Origin of the sequence: Kitasatospora sp. NPDC091276 (assembly GCF_040684355.1) — a bacterium.
Taxonomy (GTDB): domain Bacteria; phylum Actinomycetota; class Actinomycetes; order Streptomycetales; family Streptomycetaceae; genus Kitasatospora.
Window position 1 is genome coordinate 64908 of record NZ_JBFBFU010000005.1, and the last position, 24731, is coordinate 89638.

The window sequence follows — 24731 nt, forward strand, 5'->3', positions numbered from 1 at the left end:
CCCGATGACCGATCAGCACAAGCGCGACCGCCCCTGGCTGATGCGCACCTACGCCGGGCACTCCACCGCGAGCGACTCCAACGCGCTCTACCGGCGGAACCTGGCGAAGGGCCAGACGGGCCTCTCCGTCGCCTTCGACCTGCCGACCCAGACCGGCTACGACTCCGACCACCTCCTCGCCCGCGGCGAGGTGGGCCGGGTCGGCGTCCCGGTCGGCCACGTCGGCGACATGCGCACCCTGTTCGACGGCATCCCGCTCGAACAGACCAACACCTCCATGACGATCAACGCCACCGCGATGTGGCTGCTGGCGCTCTACCAGGTGGTCGCCGAGGAGCAGGGCGCCGACATCGCCAAGCTCACCGGCACCACCCAGAACGACATCGTCAAGGAGTACCTCTCGCGCGGGACGCACGTCTTCCCGCCCGGCCCCTCGGTGCGCCTGATCACCGACATGATCGCCTACACCGTCGGCCGCATCCCCAAGTGGAACCCGATCAACATCTGCAGCTACCACCTGCAGGAGGCCGGGGCCACGCCCGTCCAGGAGATCGCCTACGCGATGTGCACCGCCATCTCGGTGCTCGACGCCGTCCGCGACTCCGGCCAGGTGCCGGCCGAGCGGATGGGCGAGGTGGTCGCCCGGATCTCCTTCTTCGTCAACGCCGGCGTGCGCTTCGTCGAGGAGATGTGCAAGATGCGCGCCTTCGCCCAGCTGTGGGAGAAGGTCACGCTGGAGCGCTACGGCGTCCAGGACCCGAAGCAGCGCCGCTTCCGCTACGGCGTCCAGGTCAACTCGCTCGGCCTGACCGAGGCCCAGCCGGAGAACAACGTCCAGCGGATCGTCCTGGAGATGCTGGCCGTCACCCTCTCCAAGGACGCCCGCGCCCGCGCCGTCCAACTGCCCGCCTGGAACGAGGCGCTGGGCCTGCCCCGGCCCTGGGACCAGCAGTGGTCGCTGCGGATCCAGCAGGTGCTGGCCTACGAGTCGGACCTGCTGGAGTACGGCGACCTCTTCAACGGCTCCGAGGTGGTCGAGGCCAAGACCGCCGACCTGCTGGCCGGCGCCGAGGCGGAGATCGCCAAGGTGCTGGCCATGGGCGGGGTGATTCCGGCCGTGGAGTCCGGCTACCTGAAGTCCAACCTGGTCTCCTCGCACGCCGCCCGGCGGGCCCGGATCGAGTCCGGCGAGGACAGGATCGTCGGCGTCAACTGCTTCGACACCACCGAGGAGAGCCCGCTCACGGCCGACCTCGACACCGCCATCATGGTCGTCGACCCGGCCTCCGAGCAGTCCGTGCTCGCCGCCCTGGAGGCCTGGCGCGGACAGCGCGACGAGGCCGCCGTCCAGACCGCGCTGGCCGAGCTCAAGGCCACCGCGGCCACCGACGCCAACCTGGTGCCGGCCACGCTCGCCTGCGCCCGGGCCGGCGTCACCACCGGCGAGTGGGCCTTCGCCCTGCGCGAGGTCTTCGGCGAGTACCGCGCGCCCACCGGCGTCGGCGGCGCCCCGGTCGCGGTGGCCGCCGAACCCGGCGGGGAACTGGCCGCGGTGCGCGCCGCCGTCGCCGCCACCGCCGAGGAGCTGGGCTCCGGCAAGCTGCGCCTGCTGGTCGGCAAGCCCGGCCTGGACGGGCACTCCAACGGCGCCGAGCAGATCGCCGTCCGGGCCCGCGACGCCGGGTTCGAGGTGGTCTACCAGGGCATCCGGCTGACCCCCGAGCAGATCGTCTCCGCCGCCGTCGCGGAGGACGTGCACTGCGTGGGCCTGTCGATCCTCTCCGGCGCCCACTGCGAGCTGGTGCCCGACGTCCTGCGCCGGCTGCGCCGGGCCGGGGTGCAGGATGTCCCGGTGATCGTGGGTGGCATCATCCCGGCAGCGGACGGCGAGGCCCTCAAGGCCGCCGGCGTCGCCGCCGTGTTCACCCCGAAGGACTTCGGCATCACCACCATCATCGGCCGGATCGTGGACGAGATCCGGCTCGCCAACAAGCTCCAGCCCTGGACGCCCGCACCCGCGCCCACCAGCTGACCACTGGGAAGGAACCGACCCACCCTCATGTCTGCCCACCCGTCGCCCGCCGCCACCTTCAACCGTCTGCGCCCGCGCCGCTCCTGCCTCGCCGTGCCCGGCAGCAATCCGCGCTTCCTGGAGAAGGCCCAGGGCCTCCCCGCCGACCAGGTCTTCCTCGACCTGGAGGACGCCTGCGCCCCCCTCGTCAAGGAGAGCGCCCGCCACCACATCGTCGACGCGCTCAACAACGGCGACTGGGGCGGCAAGACCCGCGTCGTCCGGGTCAACGACTGGACCACCCACTGGACCTACCGCGACGTGATCACCGTCGTCGAGGGCGCCGGCCCCAACCTCGACTGCATCATGCTGCCCAAGGTCCAGGACGCCGAACAGGTCAAGGCGCTCGACCTGCTGCTCACCCAGATCGAGAAGACCATGGGCTTCGAGGTCGGCCGGATCGGCATCGAGGCGCAGATCGAGAACGCCAAGGGCCTGGTCAACGTCGACGCCATCGCCGAGGCCTCGCCCCGGCTGGAGACCATCATCTTCGGCCCCGCCGACTTCATGGCCTCCATCAACATGAAGTCCCTGGTGGTCGGCGAGCAGCCGGCCGGCTACCCGGCCGACGCCTACCACTACATCCTGATGCGCATCCTGATGGCCGCCCGCGCCAACGACCTCCAGGCGATCGACGGCCCGTACCTGCAGATCCGCAACCAGGAGGGCTACCGCGAGGTCGCCCGGCGCGCCGCAGCCCTCGGCTTCGACGGCAAGTGGGTGCTCCACCCCGACCAGGTCGGCGCCGCGAACGAGATCTTCTCGCCCTCCCAGGAGGACTACGACCACGCCGAGCTGATCCTCGACGCCTACGACTGGTGCACCTCCGAGGCGGGCGGCGCCAAGGGCTCCGCGATGCTCGGCGACGAGATGATCGACGAGGCCAGCCGCAAGATGGCCCTGGTCATCGCCGGTAAGGGCCGGGCCGCCGGCCTGGAGCGCACCGCCAAGTTCGAGATCCCGGAAAGCTGAGGCCGACACGATGCAGTTCGGACGCACCTACGAGGAGTTCGAGGTCGGCGCGGTCTACAAGCACTGGCCCGGCAAGACCGTCACCGAGTACGACGACCACCTCTTCTGCCTGCTCACCATGAACCACCACCCGCTCCACCTGGACACCAACTACGCCGAGCGGACGACGGACTTCGGCAGGAACGTGGTGGTGGGCAACTACGTCTACTCGCTGCTGCTGGGCATGTCCGTCCCGGACGTCTCCGGCAAGGCCATCGCCAACCTGGAGATCGAGTCGCTGCGGCACGTCGCGCCGACCTTCCACGGCGACACCCTCTACGGCGAGACCACCGTCCTCGACAAGTGGCCGTCCAAGTCCAGGGACGACCGCGGCATCGTGTACGTCGAGACCAAGGGGTACAAGCAGGACGGCACGGTCGTCTGCATCTTCCGCCGCAAGGTGATGGTGCCGACCGAGACGTACGTCAAGGAGCGCGGCGGCGAGCAGCCCGGCCGCCCGACTCCCCTCTCCTAGGGGCCCCGAATCCCCTGAGACCCCGGAGGGGCCGGCCGCCGTCATCGGCCGGCCCCCACCCGGAACGGGGGCCCTGCCGCCGCAGCCACGCCGGCAGGGCCCCGGCAATCCCCCCCCCCCCGCCCCCTTAAACCTTTCGGAGCCGCACGATGGGACGCCTGGCACAGACCGACGGCCTCACCGAGATCCAGCGGGACATCCTCGCCACCGTGCGGGATTTCGTCGACAAGGAGATCATTCCGGTCGCGACCGAGCTGGAACACCAGGACGAGTACCCGACCGCCATCGTCGAGGGGATGAAGCAGCTCGGCCTCTTCGGCCTCACCATCCCCGAGGAGTACGGCGGCCTCGGCGAGTCGCTGCTCACCTACGCCCTGGTGGTCGAGGAGATCGCCCGCGGCTGGATGAGCGTGTCCGGCATCGTCAACACCCACTTCATCGTGGCGCACATGATCAACGCCCACGGCACCCAGGAGCAGAAGGACCACTTCCTGCCGAGGATGGCCGCCGGGGAAATCCGCGGCGCGTTCTCGATGTCCGAGCCCGGCCTCGGCTCCGACGTTTCGGCCATCTCCACCAAGGGCGTCAAGGACGGGGAGTCCTACGTCCTCAACGGCCAGAAGATGTGGCTCACCAACGGCGGCACCTCCACCCTCGTCGCGGTCCTGTGCAAGACCGACGAGGGCGGCAGCACCCCGTACAAGAACATGACCACCTTCCTGATCGAGAAGACCCCCGGATTCGGCCCGAACCCGACCGTCCCCGGCCTCACCGTGCCCGGGAAGATCGAGAAGATGGGCTACAAGGGCGTCGACACCACCGAACTGGTCCTCCAGGACGTCCGGATCCCGGCCGACCGCGTCCTCGGCGGCGTCCCCGGGCGCGGCTTCTACCAGATGATGGACGGCGTCGAGGTCGGCCGCGTCAACGTCGCCGCCCGAGGCTGCGGCGTCGCCCGCCGCGCCTTCGAACTCGGCATCTCCTACGCCCAGCAGCGCTCCACCTTCGGCAAGAAGATCGCCGAGCACCAGGCCATCCAGTTCAAGCTCGCCGAGATGGCCACCAAGGTCGAGGCCGCCCACCAGATGATGGTCATGGCCGCCCGCAAGAAGGACGGCGGCGAGCGCAACGACCTCGAGGCCGGCATGGCCAAGTACCTCGCCTCCGAGTACTGCAAGGAGGTCGTCGAGGACGCGTTCCGCATCCACGGCGGCTACGGCTTCTCCAAGGAGTACGAGATCGAGCGGCTCTACCGCGAGGCCCCGATGCTGCTCATCGGTGAAGGAACTGCGGAGATCCAGAAGATGATCGTCGGACGCCGGCTCCTGGAGGAGTACCGGATCGCGGAGTGAGCACCGGGTCACCCCGGCTCGACGAGCGGCCCCCGGGGCGCTCCGGGCCGGCTGGACGACCCCTTCCGAACCGCCGGTCGACGGGCGTGCGGGCCCGTCCCGGCCACCCGCCGTGCCATCACGGCCCCGGCCTGGTCCGCCTGGGTCCGGCACGGCCCTCCGGAAGCGGCCGCAGGGCGTACAGCTGCGGCGACACGCCCCGCGGCCGCTTCCGCACACCCTCGACGGGCCGTGTCCCGCACCCCGGCGGACCGCGAACGGCCCGTTCCGCCCACCGGGTTCCGCCGACAGGCCTGTTGAGACAAGTGTCACCAGCCCCGTCCGGTCCCTTGGGAACCGGACCGGGGCGAGCTACGGTCGTAGAGGTGGGACGCGCACACGCGCTTCCACCGGACACGTGAACGAGCAGGCGGGTTGCCCACCCACCGTGTGCTCCCGATAGCATCCACCGGGACAGCAAGCCGTCCCTCTATTACCCGATCCCGCGGTGGCCCCCGTCCAGCGGCCATGATCCCCCGCGACAAAGGTCTTCGATGCCCATCAGCCCGTCCCCTCACACCTCCGTCACGGACCGCGATGCCCTCGCAGCCACGACGGCCGGTCGGCGACCCCGCGTGACCATCGCGCGCGGAGCCACCCCCTGGTTCGTCCCCACCCTCGCCACGGCCGCCGTGACCACCGCCCTCACCCGGCGCAGCGGCAAGTGGGCCCTGGCAGCGGTACCCGCCTGTGCGCTCGGCGCGGGCATGCTGTGGTTCTTCCGCGACCCCGAGCGTGAGATCGGCGCGGGCAGAGTGATCTCCCCCGCCGACGGCGTGGTGCAAAGCATCGACGCCTGGCCGGACGGCCGCACCCGGGTCGCGATCTTCATGAGCCCGCTCAACGTCCACGTCAACCGTGCGCCCCTGCCCGGCACGGTGACGTCGGTCGAGCACGTCGCGGGCGGCTTCGTCCCCGCGTTCAACAAGGACAGCGACCAGAACGAGCGGGTCGTCTGGCACTTCGACACCGAGCTCGGCGACATCGAGATGGTGCAGATCGCGGGGGCCGTGGCCCGTCGCATCGTGCCGTACGTCGCCGCCGGTACCAAGGTCGAGCAGGGCGACCGGATCGGTCTGATCCGGTTCGGCTCCCGGGTCGACACCTACCTGCCGGCCGGCGTCGAGGTCGGCGTCGAGGTCGGCCAGAAGACCACAGCCGGGGTGACGCGCCTTGACCGTGACTGATCCTGAGACAATCGTCGGCCTGGACGACGAGGAGACGGCCCTGCGCCGTCGCCGCTGGGCCCGCGACCGCGAGCTGCGCGCCCCGCGCTCTCCCCAGCACCTGTCCACCGCCGACTTCCTGACCCTGGGGAACGCCGTCTGCGGCTTCCTGGCGATCTACTCGATCACCACCGGGGTCCTGGTCCCGCACATCACCAACCCGGACGCCGCACCCGACCGGCACAGCGCCGCCACCGCGGTCACGCTGCTGCTCATCGGCTCCATGTGCGACCTCTTCGACGGGCTGGTGGCGCGCAAGCTCCGCTCCTCCGCCCTCGGAGCGGAACTGGACAACCTGGCCGACCTGATCAGCTTCGGCATCGCGCCGGCCTACTTCGTCGCCGTCTGGGGCATGGTCTCGCAGGGCTCCAACAGCAAGCTCTCGGCGCTCATCGCGATCACCGTCCTGCTCGCGGTCGTCCTGCGGCTCGCCCGCTTCTCCGCCGTCAAGATGCGGCCCGGGGTGTTCCAGGGCATGCCCTGCCCGATGGGCGCGATGACGGTCATCGCCATCGTGCTGCTCGACCCGCCGTTCCTGCCCGGTCTGCTCGCCATCTTCGGCGCCGCGTACCTCATGGTCAGCCGGATCGAGTACCCCAAGCCCCAGGGGCTGCTGGCCACCGCCACGCTGTGCTGGATCGTCGTCTCGATCGGCTGCCTCGCGGCCTGGGCGACCGGCCTGCCCGGCGGCGACGCCCTGATGCACGTCGGCGCCTTCGCCCAGATCACGCTCGCCGCGATGGCCCCGCTGCTGGTCATCCGGCGCAAGGTCGGACAGAAGGTCGGCGACGTCCGCGCCAGGCGGGCGGAGTCCCGCCTCGGCTGAGTCGTTCCCGTACGCGAGAGGGGCCCGGATCCAGTCGGATCCGGGCCCCTCTTCGTCGTGCCCGCTCTTCTCCTCGTCGCGCTCGTTCTTCGACGGGCGCTGCTACGCGCCGCCGGTGTGCACGCTGAACGCCGAGCGGCGGGCCGCCCGCGCCACGCCCGGATCCGGGTGCACGCCCGAGACCGCCGTCAGCACCGAGGCCGCCCGCGGGTGCCCCGACTGCCGGGCCCGGGCGAACAACCGCACCGGGTCGCCCGCCGCGGCGCCCTCGACGTGGCCCACCAGCAGCTCCGTCTCGCCGTGGTCCAGCACCGCCGCAGCCGTGTCCACCCACAGCCAGGCCGCGTCCTCCGCCCCCAGCACGTCCGCCGGCGAAACGCCCTCGTCCGAGCGTTCCGCCAGCCACAACAGCGCGTACGGGCGCAGCACCGGCTCGTCCACCGAGGCCCGCACCGCCTGCTCGGCCGGGCCGCCGGCCACCCGCAGCGCCTCGAAGGCCAGCCCGCGCACCAGCGCGTCGTCCCCCTGCGCCGCGTCCAGCAGCTCCGCCACCGCCCGATCGGCCGGACGGGCCGCCACCCAGGCGCGGAACTCGGCCCGCGCCGGGCCCGGCGAGTAGTCCGCGCAGGCGTTCAGCAGCTCGAAGGCGCTCTGCTCGATGTGCCCGGCCGCGGTCTGCGCGACCGTGCAGATCTCCTCCAGCTTCGCCCGCACCGCCCAGTGGCCCAGCGGCGACAGCTCGGCGGCCTCGTCCCTGCGGACCACGGCCCCGACGGCCGCCAGGCCGTCCAGCATCCAGTCCAGGACCGCGGCCACGTCCGCCGGCGACGGCGGGGTGTCGATCTGCGGCTCCCGGCACGTGCCGCGGACCGCCGAGACCGCCGAGGCGGCGTGTGGCACGGGCGACAGGCCCGAACCGTCCGTGCCACCCACCCGGCGCTCGTCCAGCCCCCGGCGCAGCAGCTCCAGCAGTTCGCCGTCCGACACCGGACCGGCCACCAGGTGCAGGAACGACAGCAGCTGCGGCGCCTGGTCCACCGCCTGGCCGGCCAGCACCGCGAACACGCCCCGCAGGGCGGCGGGCGGCACCGGGGCGAGCAGCGTCCAGGCGTCGAACAGCGCCGACCAGCCGCGGACGACCGCCTCGTCGTCGTGCTCCCAGGCGTGCAGGCGCCAACCCGGGACCGCACCGCCGTCCCTGGCCTCCACCAGGCCGACCAGCAGCGCCTGCCCCCACGCCTTGGCGGCGGCGCCGACCGTCATGGCCAGCGCCCGACCCGCCGCACGGGCGTCATCGGGCAGCAGCTCGCCCCGCTTGTCGACCTCTTCCAGGTCCCCCGCCCAGCGGGCGATCCGGACGGCGTCCACCAGCATCCGGCGGGCCAGCGGCGCCAGCTCGGCCGGCGCGGGGAAGCCCTCCGGTACGGGAACCCTCCCCCGACCGGGCGCCGCAGCGGGCCCTCGTCGGCGGGGTACCCCGGCCCCGCCCGGCTTGCCGGCGGCGGGCCGGTGGGCCGTACCGGGGAGACGGGTCACCGTCGCACCAGTACCGATCGTCGGAGGGAGCGGGGCATCACGGTCGCGCGGATTCCGAGACGTCACGTCGAGCAGTCTTCCCCTTGTACCGGCCTTCTGTCACATCCGGTTGGCTGTACGGACGGGCGGCCGTCGACGGCACCTCCCCAAGATCGGGCAACAATCGGGCAACAGACGCAAACCGCCTGGCCGGAAACAGGTGGCGGGGTCATGCCATCACGGCTCGACCCTTGCGGCGGCGGTCGCGCTACCCGCCCGGCCGGTCACACTCCGTGGCCGACAGGTGAGGTCCGGGTTCCGTACGGAGGCCCCGCGGGTGTGACTTCTCGCGCGGGGGGGGCTGGGTTCAGAGAAGGGGGGTGAGCCAGCGGCGGAGGAGTTCGGTGTAGTGGGTGGGGGCGGAGTTCCAGAGGGTGGCGTGGTCGGCGCCCGGGAAAGGGCGGAGGCTGACCACACCGGGGCGGGCGGCGGCGAGGCGCTCGGCGGCGCGGAAGGGGGCGACCTGGTCGTCGGGGCTGTGCAGGACGAGGGTGGGGACGCGCAGGTCGGCGCCCTCGGCGATGCGGCTGAAGTCGGCGAGGTCGACGCCGGTGCGGCCCTCGGCGGCGAGGGCGCCGAGCTCGGCGGCGGCGCCGGTGTAGCCGGCCCGGGCGGCGCCGCGGCGGGCGGTGGCGGGCAGGTCGAGGACCGGCGAGTCCAGGACGAGGCCGCTGATGGCATGGGCCCAGGCGGAGCGGGAGGCCGTCTGGAGGGCCATGGTGGCTCCGAGGGACCAGCCGTACAGGATGACCCGGCCGGCGCCGCTGTCGAGGGCGAGCCGTACCGCCGACTCGACGTCGCGCCACTCGGTCTCGCCGAAGTGGCCGAGCCCGTCCGGCGAGGCCGGGGCGCCCTGGTCACCGCGGTAGGTGACGGCGAGGGCGGGCAGGGCGAGGCGGTCGAGGACGGGGAGGACCGGGAGGGTCTGCTGCCGGTCGGCGCCGGGGCCGTGGACGAGGATCACCCAGGTGCCGCGTTTGCCGTCGAGGCGCCAGGCGGGGAGGGCGCCGAGTTCGCCGTCGGCGGCGGTGTCGGTGAAGGGGAGGCCGAGCGCCTCGGTGGGGTCGCCGAGGTGGACGCGGGGGGTGAAGCGGACCTCGGTGCCGGGGGTGAGGGTGCCCCGGTCCGCGCGGACGAGGCGGCGGGTGACGCCGTTCTCGTCGCTGTGCAGGACGTCCTCGACGACGGCGTGGCCGTGGTCGTCCCATTCCACGGCCCAGCGGCCGGGGCGCAGGCTCTCGGGGCGGCGGTTGAAGGTGATCCGGCCCGCGGCGAGGCTCCGCACCAGGACGGGGCCGGACTCCCGGGCGGCGCTCGCCGGGTGGACCAGCCGTTCGGAGGCCCGGCGGCCGATCACCAGGACGGCGGCCCCGGCGGCCCCGGCGCCGACGACGGCGGCCGCCACGACGGCCGCGGTTCCCCAACGCATATCGCTCCCCGCTCTGCTGGTCTTGGACCGGACGGTGTCCGGGCGGTGTCCGGGCACCAGTTCACCGGGGGGCCGCGCGGGCGGCCACCGGGCTGGGCCGTCCGGGGCACGGCGGGGCCTCGGGCTGGGCGGGCGTCAGGCAGGGCGGGGCGGGCGGATCGGAGGTGGCGACGGGGCTCCGAGGTGTGACCAACCCCTCCGTGACCTCGGTTGACTCCCGGTTCGGCCGCGTGATGGGATCCTGGGGCCAAACGGAGGCATGCAGAGGAAGCCGGTGCGAGTCCGGCGCGGTCCCGCCACTGTCACCGGGGAGCACGCTCGGAACATTGCCACGGCGGACCGTCAGAAGCCGCTGGAAGGCCCGGGGGTGCGTCCGACCCGGAAGCCAGGAGACTCTCGCCCCCGGTACGTCGATCCAGGGCGCGGACCCTGAGTGAGGACACGCACGCGATGCAGGCTGCCCCGCCCCGCCGGACCCCACGCGGCCTTCCGCCGAACCCGCCGTGCGCCCGCTGACCCGCGCCGCCGCGTTCGCGCTCGGCGCCGCCGCGGGCTTCGCCGCGGACGCCCGCTTCGCCGACCCCCGGCGCGGCCACCCGGTGGCCGTCTTCGGCGGTGCGGCGACCCGGCTGGAGCGGCGGGTGTGGCAGGACGACCGGGTGGCCGGCGCCGGATACACGGCGCTGTGCGTGGGCGCGGTCGCGGCCGGCGCGGTGGCCCTGGAGCGTACGGTGGGCCGGCGTCCGCTGGGCCGGGCCGCGCTGGCGGCCGCCGCGACCTGGACGGTGCTGGGCGGCACCTCGCTGACCCGGGAGGCGCGCACCATCGGCCGGTCGCTGGCCACGGGCGACCTGGCGGCCGCGCGGGAGCGGCTGCCGCACCTGTGCGGGCGGGACCCGAGCGCGCTGGACGGGCCTCAGATCGCCCGCGCGGTGGTCGAGTCGGTGGCCGAGAACACGGCGGACGCCGTGGTGAACGCGCTGGTCTGGGGCACGCTGGCGGGCACCCCGGGACTGCTGGCGTTCCGCGCGGTGAACACGCTGGACGCGATGGTCGGCCACCGCTCGCCGCGGTACGCCCGGTTCGGCTGGGCCTCGGCGCGGCTGGACGACGTGGCGGGCTGGCCGGGCGCCCGGCTGACGGCTCTGCTCACGGTGGCCGCCGCGCCGCAGCCGAAAACGGCCTGGCGGGTCTGGCGGCGGGACGGTTCGGCGCACCCGAGCCCGAACGCGGGCCAGGCGGAGGCGGCCTTCGCCGGCGCGGTGGGCGTCCGGCTGGGCGGGACCCTCCAGTACGGGGAGCGGGTGGAACACCGGCCGGTGCTGGGCGCGGAGTTGCGGCCGGTGACGGTGGACGACATCGAGCGGGCCTGCGTGCTCTCCCGGCGGGTGGGCGCGCTGGCCCTGGGTACGACGGTCGCGGGGCACGTCGCGCTGCGCTTGCTGACGACACGGTGGAGGGGAAGGGCATGAGCAACGCACTGCTGGTCGCCGGGACGACCTCGGACGCGGGCAAGAGCGTGGTGACCGCGGGCATCTGCCGCTGGCTGGCCCGGCAGGGGGTGCGGGTCGCGCCGTTCAAGGCGCAGAACATGTCGCTGAACTCCTTCGTCACCGCCGACGGCGCCGAGATCGGCCGGGCGCAGGCGATGCAGGCGCAGGCGGCCAGGGTGGAGCCGGAGGCGGCGATGAACCCGGTGCTGCTGAAGCCGGGGGCGGACGGCCGCAGCCAGGTGGTGCTGCTGGGCCGGCCGGTCGCCGAGGTGGGCGCGCTGGACTACCGCGAACGCAAGCCCGTCCTGCTGGAACGGTCGCTGGAGTGCCTGGCGGATCTGCGCCGCCGCTACGAGGTGGTGGTCTGCGAGGGCGCCGGTTCGCCCGCCGAGATCAACCTGCGGGACCGGGACATCGCCAACATGGGCCTGGCGACGGCCGCCGGGCTGCCGGTGGTGGTGGTCGGGGACATCGACCGCGGCGGCGTCTTCGCGGCGATGTACGGGACGCTGGCACTGCTGTCGGCGGAGGACCAGCGGCACGTGGCGGGCTGGTTCGTCAACAAGTTCCGCGGCGACGCGCGGCTGCTGGCGCCCGGCCTGGACATGCTGCACGGGCTGACCGGCCGTCCGGTGCTGGGCACCCTGCCGATGCTGCCGGGCCTGTGGCTGGACGCCGAGGACTCGCTGGACCTGTCCACGGTGGTGGACCGGGTGGACGGCCGCGGCCCGCTCGGGGCGGACGTGCTGCGGGTGGCCGTGGTGCGCTTCCCCCGGCTGTCGAACTTCACCGACCTGGACGCGCTGGCGCAGGAGCCCGGCGTGCTGGTGCGCTGGGTGACCCGGCCGGAGGAACTGGCCGACGCCGACCTGGTGGTGCTACCCGGCACCCGGGCCACCGTGGCCGACCTGGCCTGGCTGCGCGAACGCGGCCTGGAGCCGGCGCTGAAGGCGCGGGCGGCGGCCGGGCTGCCGGTCCTCGGGGTGTGCGGCGGCTACCAGATGCTGGCGCGCGGGATCGAGGACGAGGTGGAGTCCGGGGCCGGCTCGGTCGAGGGCCTGGGCCTGCTGCCGACGCACGTGCGGTTCGGCGCCGAGAAGGTGCTGGCGCGGCCGGTCGGCACGGCGTACGGGCAGCGGGTCGAGGGGTACGAGATCCACCACGGGGTGGTGGCCGTGGAGGGGGGCGAGCCGTTCTTCTCCGATGACGACGGGCACGGCCTGGACGGCTGCCGGGTCGGCCCGGTGTGGGGCACCACCTGGCACGGCGCGCTGGAGAACGACGGCTTCCGCCGTGAACTCCTGCGCGAGGTCGCCGCGCTGGCGGGCCGGGCGTTCGTGCCGGCGCCGGACACCTCGTTCGCCGAGGCGCGCGAGGCCCGGCTGGACCGGCTGGGCGACCTGATCGAGGAGCACGCGGACACCGACGCGCTGTGGAAGCTGATCGAGGGCGGGGTGCCGGCGGCCGGATCGCTGCCGTTCCTGGCGCCCGGGGCACCTGGGGAGTATGCATGAGTGACGTCCGCTATCCGTTCACCGCGATCGTCGGCATGCCCGACCTGCGGCTCGGACTACTGCTCAACGCGGTCTCGCCGGCCGTGGGCGGCGTGCTGGTGCGCGGCGAGAAGGGCACCGCGAAGTCGACCATGGTGCGCGCGCTGGCCGGCCTGCTGCCGACCCTCGCGGCCGTCGACGGCTGCCGGTTCGCCTGCGACCCGGCCGCTCCGGACCCGCAGTGCCCGGACGGGCCGCACGACCGCCCTTCGGCGTCCGAACGCCCCGCCCAGCTGGTCGAGTTGCCGGTCGGCGTGGCCGAGGACCGGATCGTCGGCTCGCTCGACCTGGAACGGGCGCTCGCCGAGGGCGTCAAGGCGTACGAGCCGGGGCTGCTCGCCAAGGCGCACCGCGGCGTGCTCTACATCGACGAGGTGAACCTGCTCCAGGACCACGTCGTGGACCTGCTGCTGGACGCCGCCGCGATGGGCCGCTCGTACGTCGAGCGCGAGGGCGTGTCGGTGCGGCACGCCGCCCGCTTCCTGCTGGTCGGCACGATGAACCCGGAGGAGGGCGAGCTCCGGCCGCAGCTGCTCGACCGGTTCGGCCTGACCGTCGAGATCGCCGCCACCCGGGACCCGGCCGAGCGCGCCGAGGTGGTCCGCCGCCGGCTCGGCTACGACGCCGACCCGGCCGGCTTCGCCGCGCGGTTCGCCGCGGACGAGCAGGCGCTCGCCGAACGCATTACCGCCGCGCGGGAGTTGCTGCCCAAGGTGGAGCTGACGGATGTGGCACTGCGTCAGATCACCGCCGTGTGCGCCGCGTTCGAGGTGGACGGGCTGCGCGCCGACATCGTGATGGCCCGCACCGCCGTCGCGCTCGCCGCCTGGGACGGGCGGACCGAGGTGCTGGAGGAGGACGTCCGCAAGGCCGCCCAGCTGGCGCTGCCGCACCGGCGCCGCCGCAACCCCTTCGACGCGCCGGGGCTGGACGAGGAACAGCTCGACCGGACGCTGGAGGAGCACGCGCAGCCGCAGGAGACCTCGGAGTCGTCGGAGCCATCGGAGCCCGAGGAGCCCGGGGGCTCGGGAGAGGCTGAGGGCGACGGCGAGGGCGACGGCCCCGAGGACGACGGTCCGGGCCCGGACGGCGGCCCCGGCGGCGGCCCGGACGGCGGCGGGGCCCCCGAGCCCGCCTCTGGTCCGGAGGCATCGGCCGCCGAGCCTGACGAGCCGCTCCAGCAGCCCGTACCGGCCCAACACCCCGCCCCCGCACGGGAGTCGGCGCCGGTCGCGGCCGGCGACCCGTACCGGACCAAGCTGTTCACCGTGCAGGGCACCGGCCGCGGCGCCCAGGGCCGCCGCTCCCCCGCCGAGACCACCGGCGGGCACACCGTGCGCGCCCGGCGCCCCCAGGGTGCGCTCAGCCGGCTGCACCTGACCGCCACCTTGCAGGCCGCCGCACCGCACCAGGCGGCACGCGGGCGGACCGGCCGGGCGCTGGTGCTGCGCAAGGACGACTTCCGCGAACAGGTCCGCCAGGGGCGGGAGTCCAACCTGGTGCTGTTCGTCGTCGACGCCTCCGGCTCGATGGCCGCCCGGCAGCGGATGACCGCCGTCAAGGGCGCCGTGCTGTCCCTGCTGATGGACGCCTACCAGCGGCGCGACAAGATCGGCATGATCACCTTCCGGGGCGCGGACGCCGAACTGGCGCTGCCGCCGACGTCGTCCGTGGAGGTCGGCGCGGCCCGGCTGGAGTCGCTGCCCACCGGCGGTCGCACCCCGCTGGCCGCCGGCCTGCTGCGCGCGCACGAGGTGCTGCGGGTGGAGCGGCTGCGCGACCCGAGCCGCCGCCCGCTGCTGGTCGTGGTGACCGACGGCCGGGCCACCGGCGGGCGGGACGCGCTCGCCCGGTCGCAGCGCGCGGCCGCGCTGTTCGCCGCGCAGGGCACCGCCAGCGTGGTGCTGGACTGCGAGTCCGGCCCCGTCCGGCTCGGCCTCGCCCGCACCCTGGCCGGGCTGCTCGGCGGCACCGCCGTCAGCCTGGACGAGCTGCGCCCCGAGGGCGTCGCCTCGCTCGTCCGCGAGAACCGGCAGGACAGCCGGCGCGAGAACCGTCGCGAGAACCGTCGCGAGAACCGTGCCACCACCATGCGAAAGGCGGCCTGAGCCGACATGCCCAAGGGTGTCCCCGAGAGCGTCCCCGACGACGGCCTGACGACCCGTCAGCGCCGCACGCAGCCGATCACCGCCGTGCACACCGGCCCCGGCAAGGGCAAGTCCACGGCCGCGTTCGGCATGGCGCTGCGGGCCTGGAACCAGGGCTGGCCCGTCGGGGTGTTCCAGTTCGTGAAGTCCGCCAAGTGGAAGGTCGGCGAGGAGAACGCGCTGCGCGTGCTAGGCGCCTCCGGCGAGGGCGGGACGGTCGACTGGCACAAGATGGGCTCCGGCTGGTCGTGGATCCAGCGCTCCAGCGAGATGGAGATGGACAGCGAGGCCGCCGCCAAGGAGGGCTGGGAACAGGTCAAGCGCGACCTGGCGGCCGAGACCTACCGCTTCTACGTGCTGGACGAGTTCACCTACCCGATGCACTGGGGCTGGGTCGACCCGGAGGAGGTCGTGTCGGTGCTCAAGGACCGCCCGGGCAGCCAGCACGTCGTCGTCACCGGCCGGTACGCGCCCGAGCCGCTGACCGAATTCGCCGACCTGGTCACCGAGATGACCAAGGTCAAGCACCCCATGGACGCCGGCCGCAAGGGCCAGCGCGGTATCGAGTGGTAGACCGTTGAGCACTGCCGGCAGGCCGTTGGCCGCCATCCCCCGCCTCGTCATCGCCGCGCCCTCCTCGGGCGCCGGCAAGACCACCGTCGCCACCGGCCTGATCGCGGCGCTCACCGCGCGCGGGCTGGCGGTGTCCCCGCACAAGGTCGGCCCCGACTACATCGACCCGGGCTACCACGCGCTCGCCGCCGGGCGCCCGGGCCGCAACCTGGACGCCTTCCTGTGCGGCCCGGAGCGGATCGCCCCGCTCTTCCTGCACGGCGCGGCGGGGGCGGACGTCGCGGTGGTCGAGGGGGTCATGGGCCTGTTCGACGGGGCCTCCGGGCGGGGGGAGCTGGCCTCCACCGCGCACGTCGCCAAGCTGCTGCGGGCGCCCGTGGTCCTGGTGGTGGACGGCTCCTCGCAGTCCCGGTCGGTGGCCGCGCTGGTGCACGGCTTCGCCTCCTGGGACCCGGAGGTGCGCCTCGCCGGGGTGATCCTCAACCGGGTCGCCTCCGACCGGCACGAGCACCTCCTGCGCGAGGCCCTGGAGGAGGGCTCGGGCGTGCCTGTGCTGGGCGCGCTGCGCCGCTCCACGGCGGTCGCCACGCCGTCCCGCCACCTCGGGCTGATCCCGGCCGTGGAGCGCTCGGCGGAGGCCCTGCGCGCCGTCGCCGACATGGGTGAACTCGTCGCCGCCTCGGTCGACTTGGACGCCCTGCTCGAACTCGCCCGGACGGCCCCGGAGTTGACCGCCGAACCGTGGAACCCGTCGGCCGAGGTCGACCCGGTGGCCGGCACACCGCGGATCGCGGTGGCGGGCGGCGCCGCGTTCTCCTTCTCGTACGCCGAGAACGCCGAACTCCTCACCGCCGCGGGCGCCGAGGTCGTCCCCTTCGACCCGCTGCACGCCTCGGCGCTGCCCGACGGCACGGCCGGCCTGGTGATCGGCGGCGGCTTCCCCGAACTGTACGTCCGGGAGCTGAGCGGCAACACGGCGCTGCGCGGGGCCATCGCGGCGTTCGCCGCCGGCGGCGGCCCGATCGCCGCCGAATGCGCCGGACTCCTCTACCTGGGGCGCGAGTTGGACGGCCTGCCGATGTGCGGCGTGCTGGACACCGGCGCCCGGATGACCGAACGGCTCACCCTCGGCTACCGGGAGGCCGTCGCCCTGCACGACTCCCCGCTCGCCCGGACCGGCACCCGGGTGCGCGGCCACGAGTTCCACCGGACGGTCTGCGAACCGGGCGCGGGCGAACACCCCGCCTGGGGCTGGCGCCTGCCCGCCGGCTCCCGCACCGAGGGCTTCGCGGGCAGCCACGTCCACGCCTCCTACCTGCACCTGCACTGGGCCGGAGCCCCGTCCCTGGCCACCTCCTTCACCTCCGCCGCAGCCACCTACCAGGCGACCCCCGGGAACCCCGCGTCACCGTGACCCCCCTCGGGCCCTGCCCGTCTCAGGACGGGCCGTTGCCGAAGGTGCCGGTCAGGGGGTCGGGGCGGTCGGGGCGGTCGGCGCGGTGGCAGGTGGCGCAGCGGAGGCGGGTGTAGATCGCCACCGGGCCCATGAAGACGTCCTCGCGGCCGTCCGCCGGGGAGGCGGAGGCGGCCGGCCCGCCGCAGTCCAGGCAGGCGCGGCGGGGGCGGGCGGCGATGGAGCAGGCGCGGCAGACCAGGTGGGTCGGGTGCTCGGCGTGGACGACCACGGGCTGGGGGCCGCCGTTGAGCAGGTGGACGCACCACGTGCAGGACTCGTCCGCCTGCGCCGCCAGCATCCGGGCCCTGGTCTCCTGCTGCCACCTGGCGGCCTTCTGCACCGGGACCGTCACCGGCGGCCCCCACCCGGCGGCACTGAGCCACTGGGCGCCCTCCGCCCCTGCCGCCCGCAGCTGGTCGTCGACGGCGATGTCCCTGGGGGTCTTGTCCTTCATGGGCTCCTCCTCCGGTGCGGTTCCCGCCGGGTTAACGCCACCGGGGAGGCCACGGACACGCGAACTGCCCGACCACTACGGCCGTCTGCCGCTGCCGCCCGCGCACGTCCGTACCGACCGTCACCGCGGGGCCGCCCCGGCCCCCCAACGTACGCCGAAGCGCCGGACCGCGCGGCGGTTCAGGCGCAGACGCCGGGCGCGCGCTCAGCCGGTGGCGCGGATGTAGATGTCGGCGGCGCCGGGGGCGGCGCCGGGGATGGTGGCGACGTAGATGCGGCGGGTGGTCTGGGGGTGGCCGGGGGGCGGGGTGGGGGTGAGGGAGGGGGTCGGGGTCGGGGTGGGCGTGGGGGTCGGGGTCGGGGTCGGGGGGAGGGTGACGGAGGGGGTGGGCTCGGGGGTTTCGTCGTCGAGGTCCGGGGTGGGGTCGGCGTCGGCGTCCGGTTCGGCGTCGGGGTCGGCGGCCTGGAGGCCAGGGGGTGCCGCGGGTGCCGGGGGCGCCGGGTCCGCGGTGGTGGCGTCGGGGGTGGGTGACGGGGTGGGGGTGGGCTCAGGGTCCGGGAGGAGTTCGGGGGCCTCGGCCGGGCCGTCGCCGCCGAGGGCGGCGGTGAGGTCGGCCGGGAGGGGTGCGGTGGGGCCGGGGGCCGGGAGGTCGTAGGCGCGGAGGAAGTCGCCGAGGCCGACGTCCTTGCCCGCGACGCGGTAGTGCAGGTAGGCGATGGGGGCGCCGTCGGGGGTGCGGGTGTAGACGGCGCCGACGGGGACGTAGGAGCGGCCGACGCCGGGGTGCTGGGAGGGGTGGAGGCCGGCGAGGAGTTCGGCGCGGTCGCGGTCGGTCTCGCGGCCGACGCGGCCGGCGGTGAGCGAGTTGACGCCGCGCACCACGAGGGCGGCCGCGACGGACACGCAGAGGACCAGTCCGACGGCGACGGTGCGCCGCAGGACGGGTCGGCCGTGCAGGGCCGGCCAGGAGTCGGTGACCGCGCGCTCGGGCGGGATGCCGTCCACGATTGTCGTTCCCCCGTTCGATCAGGACGTCATTGTGCTCGACGAGGGACCGTAGCCGAGAGTTCCTCAGCCCAGGTAGGCGGGGGCGACCGCGGCCTGGGTGACCCGCCGGGGGGCGCCGCCGCCGTCGGCGGGGACGGTCCACAGGTCGGCGCCGTAGTCGCCGGGCAGAGCGTAGAGGAGGGTACCGCGGTCCGACCAGACGGCCTGGTCGTCGATGTTGCGCTGTTCGGCGGTGGCCGTCTCGGTCATGGTGGCGAGGTCGAGGACGTACAGGCGCCAGGGGGCGTCGGGGGACAGGCCCGGGACGCGCTTCTTGTACGCGATGCGGGTGCCGTCCGGGGAGAGCGAGGGGCACTCGACGTTCTCGTGCAGGGTGGTGAGGGTGTGGGCGGCGAGGTCGCCGCGGACGAGGTGGGTGTGGCCGCCGGTGGCGAGGGTCGCGTAGAAGGTGTTGTCGTCGGCGAAGGTCACGCCCCAGATGTTGATGTCGTGGGCCTGGTAGGGGTGGCCGTCCTTGATCACGTCGAAGGTCTCCAGGTTGTCCCGGAGGTTCCAGTCGCGGACGTCGACGATGGAGGTGCGGGTGGAGAAGTCGGTGCCCGCGTAGGAGTCGCCGCTGACGAAGACCGTCCAGGCGGCGAGGTGCCCGGACGGGGAGACCCGGGAGCGGGTGGGGATGCCGGCCGCCGGGTAGGAGCGCCGTTCGCGCAGGTGGTCGTCGAGGACGACGGCGCGGTAGGTGTCCTCCAGGGCGCCGTGCTGGGCCTGGAGGCAGATGCCGGTGCCGGCGGCGGCGTAGAAGCGCAGGCACTGGACGCCGGAGGCGGTGCGCGGACCGTCCGGGCGGTCGGCGGGGACGGCGGTGAGTTCGTCGCGGTGCGGGCCCCAGGCCATGTTGCGGAAGACCAGCTTCCGCCCCTCGGAGGGCTTCTGCAGGGTGACGGCGCCCTCGGTGACGGCGGGGCCGCCGGGCTGGGCCTGGTCGCGCCGGGCGGTGCGGTCGGCGGCGTGGAGGACGGCCCCGGTGCCGACGGCGCCGAGCAGCAGGACGGCGACCAGGAGGATGATCACCCTGGTCCGGTTCTGGAGTCGGTTCACGGGCTCTCCTCGACGGTGGTGGTGGCGGTTTCACGCAGGACGGCGGCCGCGCCGAGCACGCACAGCGCGAGCGCCCCCGCCGACCAGCCCAGCGCGCCGGTGCCGCCGACCGCGCTCCACAGCGCGCCGAACAGCAGCGAGCAGGCGAACCGGGCGAGCGCCTGCCCGGTACCGACCAGGGCCAGCCCGGCGCCGCGCTGCCCGGCCGGGACGGCGTCGGCGGCGGCGGCGGCGAGCACGCCGTCGGTGGCCGCGTAGAAGGCGCCGTGCAGCACGAGGACGCAGACGGCCACCGCCGGGCCGCCGGCCGGCGAGAGCAGCAGCCCGTACGCGAGCAGCAGCAGCACGTGCCCGCCGAGGAAGAGCCGGCGGCGGCCGATCCGGTCGGCGAGGGCGCCGAGCGGGACGGCGAGCAGCAGGAAGGCGGCGGCGGTGCCCAGCGGCAGCAGCGGGAACAGGTCGACGGAGAGGCCGAGCCGGCGCTGGACGAGGAGGTAGAGGAAGGAGTCGCTGACGGTGGTGAGTCCGAGCAGGACGGCGCAGAGCGTGAGCCGTCGCAGCCCGGGCAGCCGCAGCAGGGTGAGGCTGTCGCGCAGCGCGGGAGCAGTAGTTGACGGTTCGTCAGTCGACGGCCGGTTCGGCACGAACAGCAGCAGGACCAGCACGCCGAGGGCGGCGACGCACGCACTGACCGTGAACACCGCGTTGTAGCCGTGCCGTTCTCCCCCGTCGGCGAGCATCGGCCCGCCCGCCAGGCGCAGCACGAGGAAGGCGGTGAGCGGGCCGAGCAGGGCCCCGGCGGTGTCCATCGCCCGGTGCACGCCGAACGCCCGTCCGCGGTGGGCGGGTTCGGTGGAGAGCGAGATCATCGCGTCCCGGGGCGCGGTGCGCAGGCCCTTGCCGGTGCGGTCGACGGCGATCACGGCGCCGATCAGCGGCACGGTGTGGACGAGCAGCAGCAGCGGTTTGCAGAGCGCGGACAGGCCGTAGCCGACGGCCGCGACGGCCTTGTGGCGGGCGGCGCCGTCACGGCCGCGGCGGTCGGCGAGGTGGCCCCCGGCGAGGCGCACGAGCGCGCTGAACCCGTTCTGGATGCCGTCCAGCAGCCCGAACCCGAGCGGGGAGAGGCCGAGGCCGGTGAGCAGGTAGAGCGGCAGGACGGCGGTGACCATCTCGGAGGAGATGTCGGTGACCAGGCTGACGGCGCCGAGGGCGAGCACCGTCCCGGGTACGGCGCGCAGGGCGGCGCCCCGCCGCCCCGGCGGCTCCGTTGCGGAGGCCGGGGCGGCGGGGGCCTTGGAGCTGCGGGAGTCCGCGACGTACACGGGCGTCAGTTCCAGATGCCGGTGATGTCGGTGGCGTTGGCGGCGTTGCCCGCGTGGGTGGTCAGCCCGGCGAGGTCCTCCAGGGTGCGCAGCACGTTGTAGTGGTTGTAGGTGGTGCCGGTGCTGCTGCCGGGGGTGACGTGGGCGCCGTAGACGACGGTCGGGATGCGGTTGCCGGCGAGGCGGTTGTCCTCGTCGAAGGTGACCACGAGCAGGCTGTTGTGGCTCTTGGCCCAGTCCGCGTAGGCGGCGAGATTGGTCTGCAGCCAGGTGTCACCGGTGCCGACGGAACAGTCGTGCATGTCGTTGCACAGGTCCGGGATGACGAAGGAGACCTTGGGCAGGGTGGTGTAGTCGGTCGGGAAGGCGTCCATGCCGTAGGCGCTGGAGGCGGGCACGTTGCCGAAGCCGAACCACGGGTTGTGCTTCTGCGCGTAGTTGTCGACGCGGCAGTCGGTGGCGCCCTGGGCGGGCAGGCCCTCGTTGTAGCTGGCCCAGGTCCGGCCGGCGGCGAGCAGTTCGGAGCCCAGGTTGGGCTGCTGGAGGGCGCCGACGTCGACGCAGCTGTCGTCGGTGACGCCCTGCGCGCTGCCGGAGAACAGCATGTAGTAGTTGGGCTGGCTGGGGTGGGTGAGCGCGAAGGACTGGGTGAGCACGGCACCGCCGGCGACCAGCGTGTTGTTGATGTACGGCGCGCTGGAGCTGCTGCCGATGACCTGCGAGTAGGCGTGGTTCTCCATCATCACGACGATCACGTGGTCGGGCGAGGGCAGCCCGGCGGCGGTGTCGGCGGCCGCGCTGCCGCCGGCGGCCCACAGGCCGAGCGAGCCGCCGACGAGGCCGAGCCCGGCGGCGAGGGCGGTGAGGGGCCGGCGGAGCGGGCGGCGGGAGGGGCGGCGGGGGGACGTGGTTCCGGGGGTGCGGAGTCGTGCGAAGGCCATCGGGTCCTCCGTGCGTCGGGGCTGCCTGGTTGGAGCGCCGAGAACAGTAGGATCGCGCCGTGTCGTGTACCGCACAAGACAAGTGAAGAACAGACGAACAGCTGCCGCCCGTCGGCGGTCCACGTCACAACCGCCCCGATTGACCCGTTCCGACCGGGCGTGGTGGGATCACGGGGGCCCTTGTGGCGGGATCGCGGATGCTCGTGCGCGGGGATCGCGGGGCTTTGGGTGAAGGAGCGGGACGTGATCGGACTGGTCGCCCTCAACGGGACGGGCCGCCTGCTGGCCGACGAGATCCACGCCGCCTGGCCCGAGACCACCCGCGTCCACACCGCGGTGGTCAGTGCCTGCTTCGGTCCGACCGAGGCCCTGGACTACGCCCTCGGCCGGGACGACCTGGTGGTCTGCCTCGCGCCGGTCGCGGCCACCGTGCGGCTGTTGATCGACGGCTCGCACCTGCGCCCCGGCGGGCCCGGCCTGGTCAGCCTGGACCTGAACCTGCGCTACGCCGTCCCGCTGACCGGGCGCGACAGCGGCGCCGACGAGCTGGCCGAGGAACTCGCCGCCCTGCTCGGTGTCCGGGCCGTCCTGGCCAGCGGCCCTCCCCCGGCCACCGCCCCGCCCTTCGCGCACCTGGCCGGGCACGCGTCGACGTCCACCCGCGGGCCGCGCGGCTCGGCGGCCGCGCAGGCGCTCGCCGAGGGCCGACCGGTCCGGCTGGAGAGCGACCTGGCGTACCCGCTGCCCGCCCTGCCGCCCTCCGCCCGTCCCGACGCGCCCGCCGACGCCCCCGTCCTGCGGGTCACCGACCGCACCCACCCCGCCGAGGACGTGCTCCTCGTGCACCCGCGCACCCTGGTCGTCGGGGTCGGCGCGGGCGGCGGCGCCACGGACTCCGAGCTGATGCGGCTGATCACGGACACCCTGGCCGAACACGGCCTGGCCCGGGCCTCGATCGCCCGGCTGGCGACGGTGGCCGGCAAGGCGGACCACCCGGAGGTGCGCTGGGCCGCGTTCTGCCTCGGCGGGGTGCCGGTGGACGAGCACCCGGCGGCGGCCCTGGCCGCGGTGGCGGTGCCGAACCCGTCGGACCTGGTCGGCGCCGCCGTCGGCACCGCGAGCGTCGCCGAGGCGGCCGCCCTGGCGAGCGCCCCGGGCGGCGAACTCGTCGCCACCAAACGGAAGTCCGCCGCGGCGACGGTCGCGATCGCCCGGGCGGCGGTCCGCGGACGCCTCGCCGTCGTCGGGCTCGGGCCCGGCGCGCACGACCTGCTGGTACCGCGCGCGCTGGCGGAACTGCGGCGCGCGTCGGCGGTCGTGGGCGCGCCGGGCGCGGTCGAGGCGGTCGCCGAGCTGCTGCGGCCCGGGACCAGGCGGATCGCGACGGACGACGGCGCCGGGGCGGCCGTTGACCCGGCTGTTGACCTGGCCGCCGACGCGGCCGTTGACCTGGCTGTCGACCTGGCCGCGCACGGGCACGCCGTCGCACTGGTCGCCCTCGGCGACGGCGCGGCGCTGAGCGTGCCGCCGGGCCCGTACGACATCCACCGCGTCCCGGGGCTGCCCCTGCATCCGCTCGCCCCCGATGTGCCCGCCCACCCGCAAGGAGACCCCGCGTGACCGCCCCCGAACCCGACCTGCGCCACCACGGCGACGCCGAGGTGCGCGCCGACGGGTCCGGCCTGGTCGACCTCGCCGTCAACGTCCGCACCGGCACACCCCCGGCCTGGCTGCGCGACCGGCTCGCGGCCACCCTCGGCGACCTCGCCGCCTACCCCGACCAGGGCGCCGCCCGCGCCGCGGTGGCCGCCCGGCACCGGCGGCCGGCCGACGAGGTGCTGCTCACCTCGGGGGCGGCGGAGGCCTTCGTCCTGCTGGCCCGCGTCCTGACGGCACGTCACATCGTCGTCGTGCACCCACAGTTCACCGAACCGGAGGCGGCCCTGCGGGACGCCGGACACCAGGTGCACCGGGTGCTGCTGTCCCCCGAGGACGGGTTCCGGCTGGGGGCCGTCCCGGAGGAGGCCGACCTGGTCGTCCTCGGCAACCCCACCAACCCGACCTCCGTCCTGCACCCCGCCGACGCCGTCGCCGCACTCGCCCGCCCCGGACGCACCCTGGTGGTCGACGAGGCGTTCATGGACACCGTGCCCGGCGAACGCGAGTCCCTCGCCCCGGTCCGGGACCTGCCCGGCCAGGTCGTCGTCCTGCGCAGCCTCACCAAGACCTGGGGCCTGGCCGGGCTGCGAATCGGCTACGTCCTCGGGCCCGCACCACTGATCGCCGCACTCGGCGCCGCCCAGCCGCTCTGGCCGGTCTCCACCCCCGCGCTGGCCGCCGCCGAGGCGTGCAGCGGCCCGGCCGCGCTGGCCGAGGCGGAGGCAGCCGCCGCCGAACTGGCCTTGTGGCGGACGTACTTGTTGAAGGGCCTGGCCGCCTTCCCGACTCTTCGGGTGTACGGCGAGCCGGCCGCGTCCTTCGTCCTGGTACGGCTGCCGCAGGCGGCGGCCGTCCGGGAGCGGCTGCGCGGGCGGGGCTTCGCCGTCCGGCGCGGGGACACCTTCCCGGGGCTGGGCGAGGAGTGGCTGCGGATCGCCGTCCGGGACGAGGCCACCACCGACCGCTTCCTGGACGCCCTCGCCGCCGTCCTCGGCCCAGCCTGACCCCCGCCACCGCCCC

General features: G+C 74.5%; 20 protein-coding genes and 1 riboswitch. Of the genes, 13 read left to right on the forward strand and 7 right to left on the reverse strand.

Going from position 1 to position 24731, the window contains the following annotated elements:
• Positions 1-4 precede the first annotated feature (4 nt).
• From AB0O19_RS07935 to AB0O19_RS07960, 6 genes are all read left to right on the forward strand, one after another.
• Positions 5-2032: a protein meaA gene (locus AB0O19_RS07935; protein ID WP_363618577.1), complete on the forward strand. Its 2028-nt coding sequence runs from the start codon at positions 5-7 to the stop codon at positions 2030-2032.
• 27 nt (positions 2033-2059) lie between these two features.
• Positions 2060-3043, forward strand: a complete 984-nt coding sequence (locus AB0O19_RS07940) for a CoA ester lyase (RefSeq protein ID WP_363618579.1) — start codon at positions 2060-2062, stop codon at positions 3041-3043.
• 10 nt (positions 3044-3053) lie between these two features.
• Complete coding sequence (locus AB0O19_RS07945) at positions 3054-3557, forward strand: MaoC family dehydratase (protein WP_363618581.1); 504 nt, start codon at positions 3054-3056, stop codon at positions 3555-3557.
• Between the two features lie 149 nt (positions 3558-3706).
• Positions 3707-4909, forward strand: coding sequence for an acyl-CoA dehydrogenase family protein (locus AB0O19_RS07950; RefSeq protein WP_363580585.1), 1203 nt, complete (start codon positions 3707-3709; stop codon positions 4907-4909).
• Between the two features lie 533 nt (positions 4910-5442).
• Positions 5443-6135, forward strand: a complete 693-nt coding sequence (locus AB0O19_RS07955; protein ID WP_363580583.1) for a phosphatidylserine decarboxylase — start codon at positions 5443-5445, stop codon at positions 6133-6135.
• A 40-nt stretch (positions 6136-6175) separates the two neighbouring features.
• The gene (locus tag AB0O19_RS07960) at positions 6176-7000 is read left to right on the forward strand and encodes a CDP-alcohol phosphatidyltransferase family protein (protein WP_051710986.1); all 825 of its coding nucleotides are present in this window, start codon (positions 6176-6178) and stop codon (positions 6998-7000) included.
• Positions 7001-7102: 102 nt separating this feature from the next.
• Here the strand turns inward: AB0O19_RS07960 and AB0O19_RS07965 are convergent, their stop codons facing one another.
• Positions 7103-8536 (reverse strand): hypothetical protein, encoded by a 1434-nt coding sequence (locus AB0O19_RS07965; protein WP_363580581.1) that lies wholly within the window; start codon positions 8534-8536, stop codon positions 7103-7105.
• A 346-nt stretch (positions 8537-8882) separates the two neighbouring features.
• Positions 8883-10004 carry an alpha/beta hydrolase gene (locus tag AB0O19_RS07970; protein ID WP_363618583.1) on the reverse strand — a complete coding sequence of 374 codons (1122 nt, stop codon included), beginning with the start codon at positions 10002-10004 and terminating at the stop codon, positions 8883-8885.
• A 263-nt stretch (positions 10005-10267) separates the two neighbouring features.
• Positions 10268-10400, forward strand: a riboswitch (cobalamin riboswitch).
• 107 nt (positions 10401-10507) lie between these two features.
• On the opposite strand from AB0O19_RS07970, the gene AB0O19_RS07975 reads away from it, so the two are divergent.
• The 5 genes from AB0O19_RS07975 to AB0O19_RS07995 are packed head-to-tail and all read left to right on the forward strand — an operon-like array spanning position 10508 to position 17184.
• A complete protein-coding gene (locus AB0O19_RS07975) occupies positions 10508-11476 on the forward strand; it encodes a cobalamin biosynthesis protein (RefSeq protein ID WP_363618585.1) in 969 nt (322 codons plus the stop codon).
• Positions 11473-13011, forward strand: a complete 1539-nt coding sequence (locus tag AB0O19_RS07980; protein ID WP_363618587.1) for a cobyric acid synthase — start codon at positions 11473-11475, stop codon at positions 13009-13011. Before AB0O19_RS07975 ends, AB0O19_RS07980 begins: the two co-directional genes overlap by 4 nt.
• The gene (locus AB0O19_RS07985) at positions 13008-15158 is read left to right on the forward strand and encodes a putative cobaltochelatase (RefSeq protein ID WP_363618589.1); all 2151 of its coding nucleotides are present in this window, start codon (positions 13008-13010) and stop codon (positions 15156-15158) included. The genes AB0O19_RS07980 and AB0O19_RS07985 overlap by 4 nt, the downstream gene beginning before the upstream one ends.
• Before the next feature lie 6 nt (positions 15159-15164).
• Entirely contained in the window at positions 15165-15770 is a 606-nt protein-coding gene (gene cobO / locus AB0O19_RS07990) for a cob(I)yrinic acid a,c-diamide adenosyltransferase (protein WP_363580571.1), read from the forward strand.
• A gap of 4 nt (positions 15771-15774) precedes the next feature.
• Positions 15775-17184: a cobyrinate a,c-diamide synthase gene (locus tag AB0O19_RS07995; protein ID WP_363618591.1), complete on the forward strand. Its 1410-nt coding sequence runs from the start codon at positions 15775-15777 to the stop codon at positions 17182-17184.
• A 22-nt stretch (positions 17185-17206) separates the two neighbouring features.
• Here AB0O19_RS07995 and AB0O19_RS08000 read toward each other — a convergent pair whose 3' ends face one another.
• The 5 genes from AB0O19_RS08000 to AB0O19_RS08020 all read right to left on the reverse strand — a co-directional run bounded on the left by AB0O19_RS08000 (position 17207) and on the right by AB0O19_RS08020 (position 22052).
• On the reverse strand, positions 17207-17680 hold the full coding sequence (locus AB0O19_RS08000; protein ID WP_363618593.1) for a hypothetical protein: 474 nt from the start codon (positions 17678-17680) through the stop codon (positions 17207-17209).
• Between the two features lie 204 nt (positions 17681-17884).
• Positions 17885-18685: a hypothetical protein gene (locus tag AB0O19_RS08005; RefSeq protein WP_363618595.1), complete on the reverse strand. Its 801-nt coding sequence runs from the start codon at positions 18683-18685 to the stop codon at positions 17885-17887.
• 66 nt (positions 18686-18751) lie between these two features.
• Positions 18752-19786 carry a TolB-like translocation protein gene (locus tag AB0O19_RS08010; protein WP_363618597.1) on the reverse strand — a complete coding sequence of 345 codons (1035 nt, stop codon included), beginning with the start codon at positions 19784-19786 and terminating at the stop codon, positions 18752-18754.
• The gene (locus AB0O19_RS08015) at positions 19783-21111 is read right to left on the reverse strand and encodes an MFS transporter (protein WP_363618599.1); all 1329 of its coding nucleotides are present in this window, start codon (positions 21109-21111) and stop codon (positions 19783-19785) included. Before AB0O19_RS08015 ends, AB0O19_RS08010 begins: the two co-directional genes overlap by 4 nt.
• 5 nt (positions 21112-21116) lie before the next feature.
• A complete protein-coding gene (locus AB0O19_RS08020) occupies positions 21117-22052 on the reverse strand; it encodes an alkaline phosphatase family protein (RefSeq protein ID WP_363618601.1) in 936 nt (311 codons plus the stop codon).
• A 243-nt stretch (positions 22053-22295) separates the two neighbouring features.
• Between AB0O19_RS08020 and AB0O19_RS08025 the strand changes: the two genes are divergently transcribed.
• Together AB0O19_RS08025 and cobC are read left to right on the forward strand one after the other, a co-directional pair.
• Positions 22296-23672, forward strand: a complete 1377-nt coding sequence (locus tag AB0O19_RS08025) for a cobalamin biosynthesis protein (RefSeq protein ID WP_363618603.1) — start codon at positions 22296-22298, stop codon at positions 23670-23672.
• The gene (gene cobC, locus AB0O19_RS08030; protein ID WP_363618605.1) at positions 23669-24715 is read left to right on the forward strand and encodes an Rv2231c family pyridoxal phosphate-dependent protein CobC; all 1047 of its coding nucleotides are present in this window, start codon (positions 23669-23671) and stop codon (positions 24713-24715) included. The genes AB0O19_RS08025 and cobC overlap by 4 nt, the downstream gene beginning before the upstream one ends.
• Positions 24716-24731 lie beyond the last annotated feature (16 nt).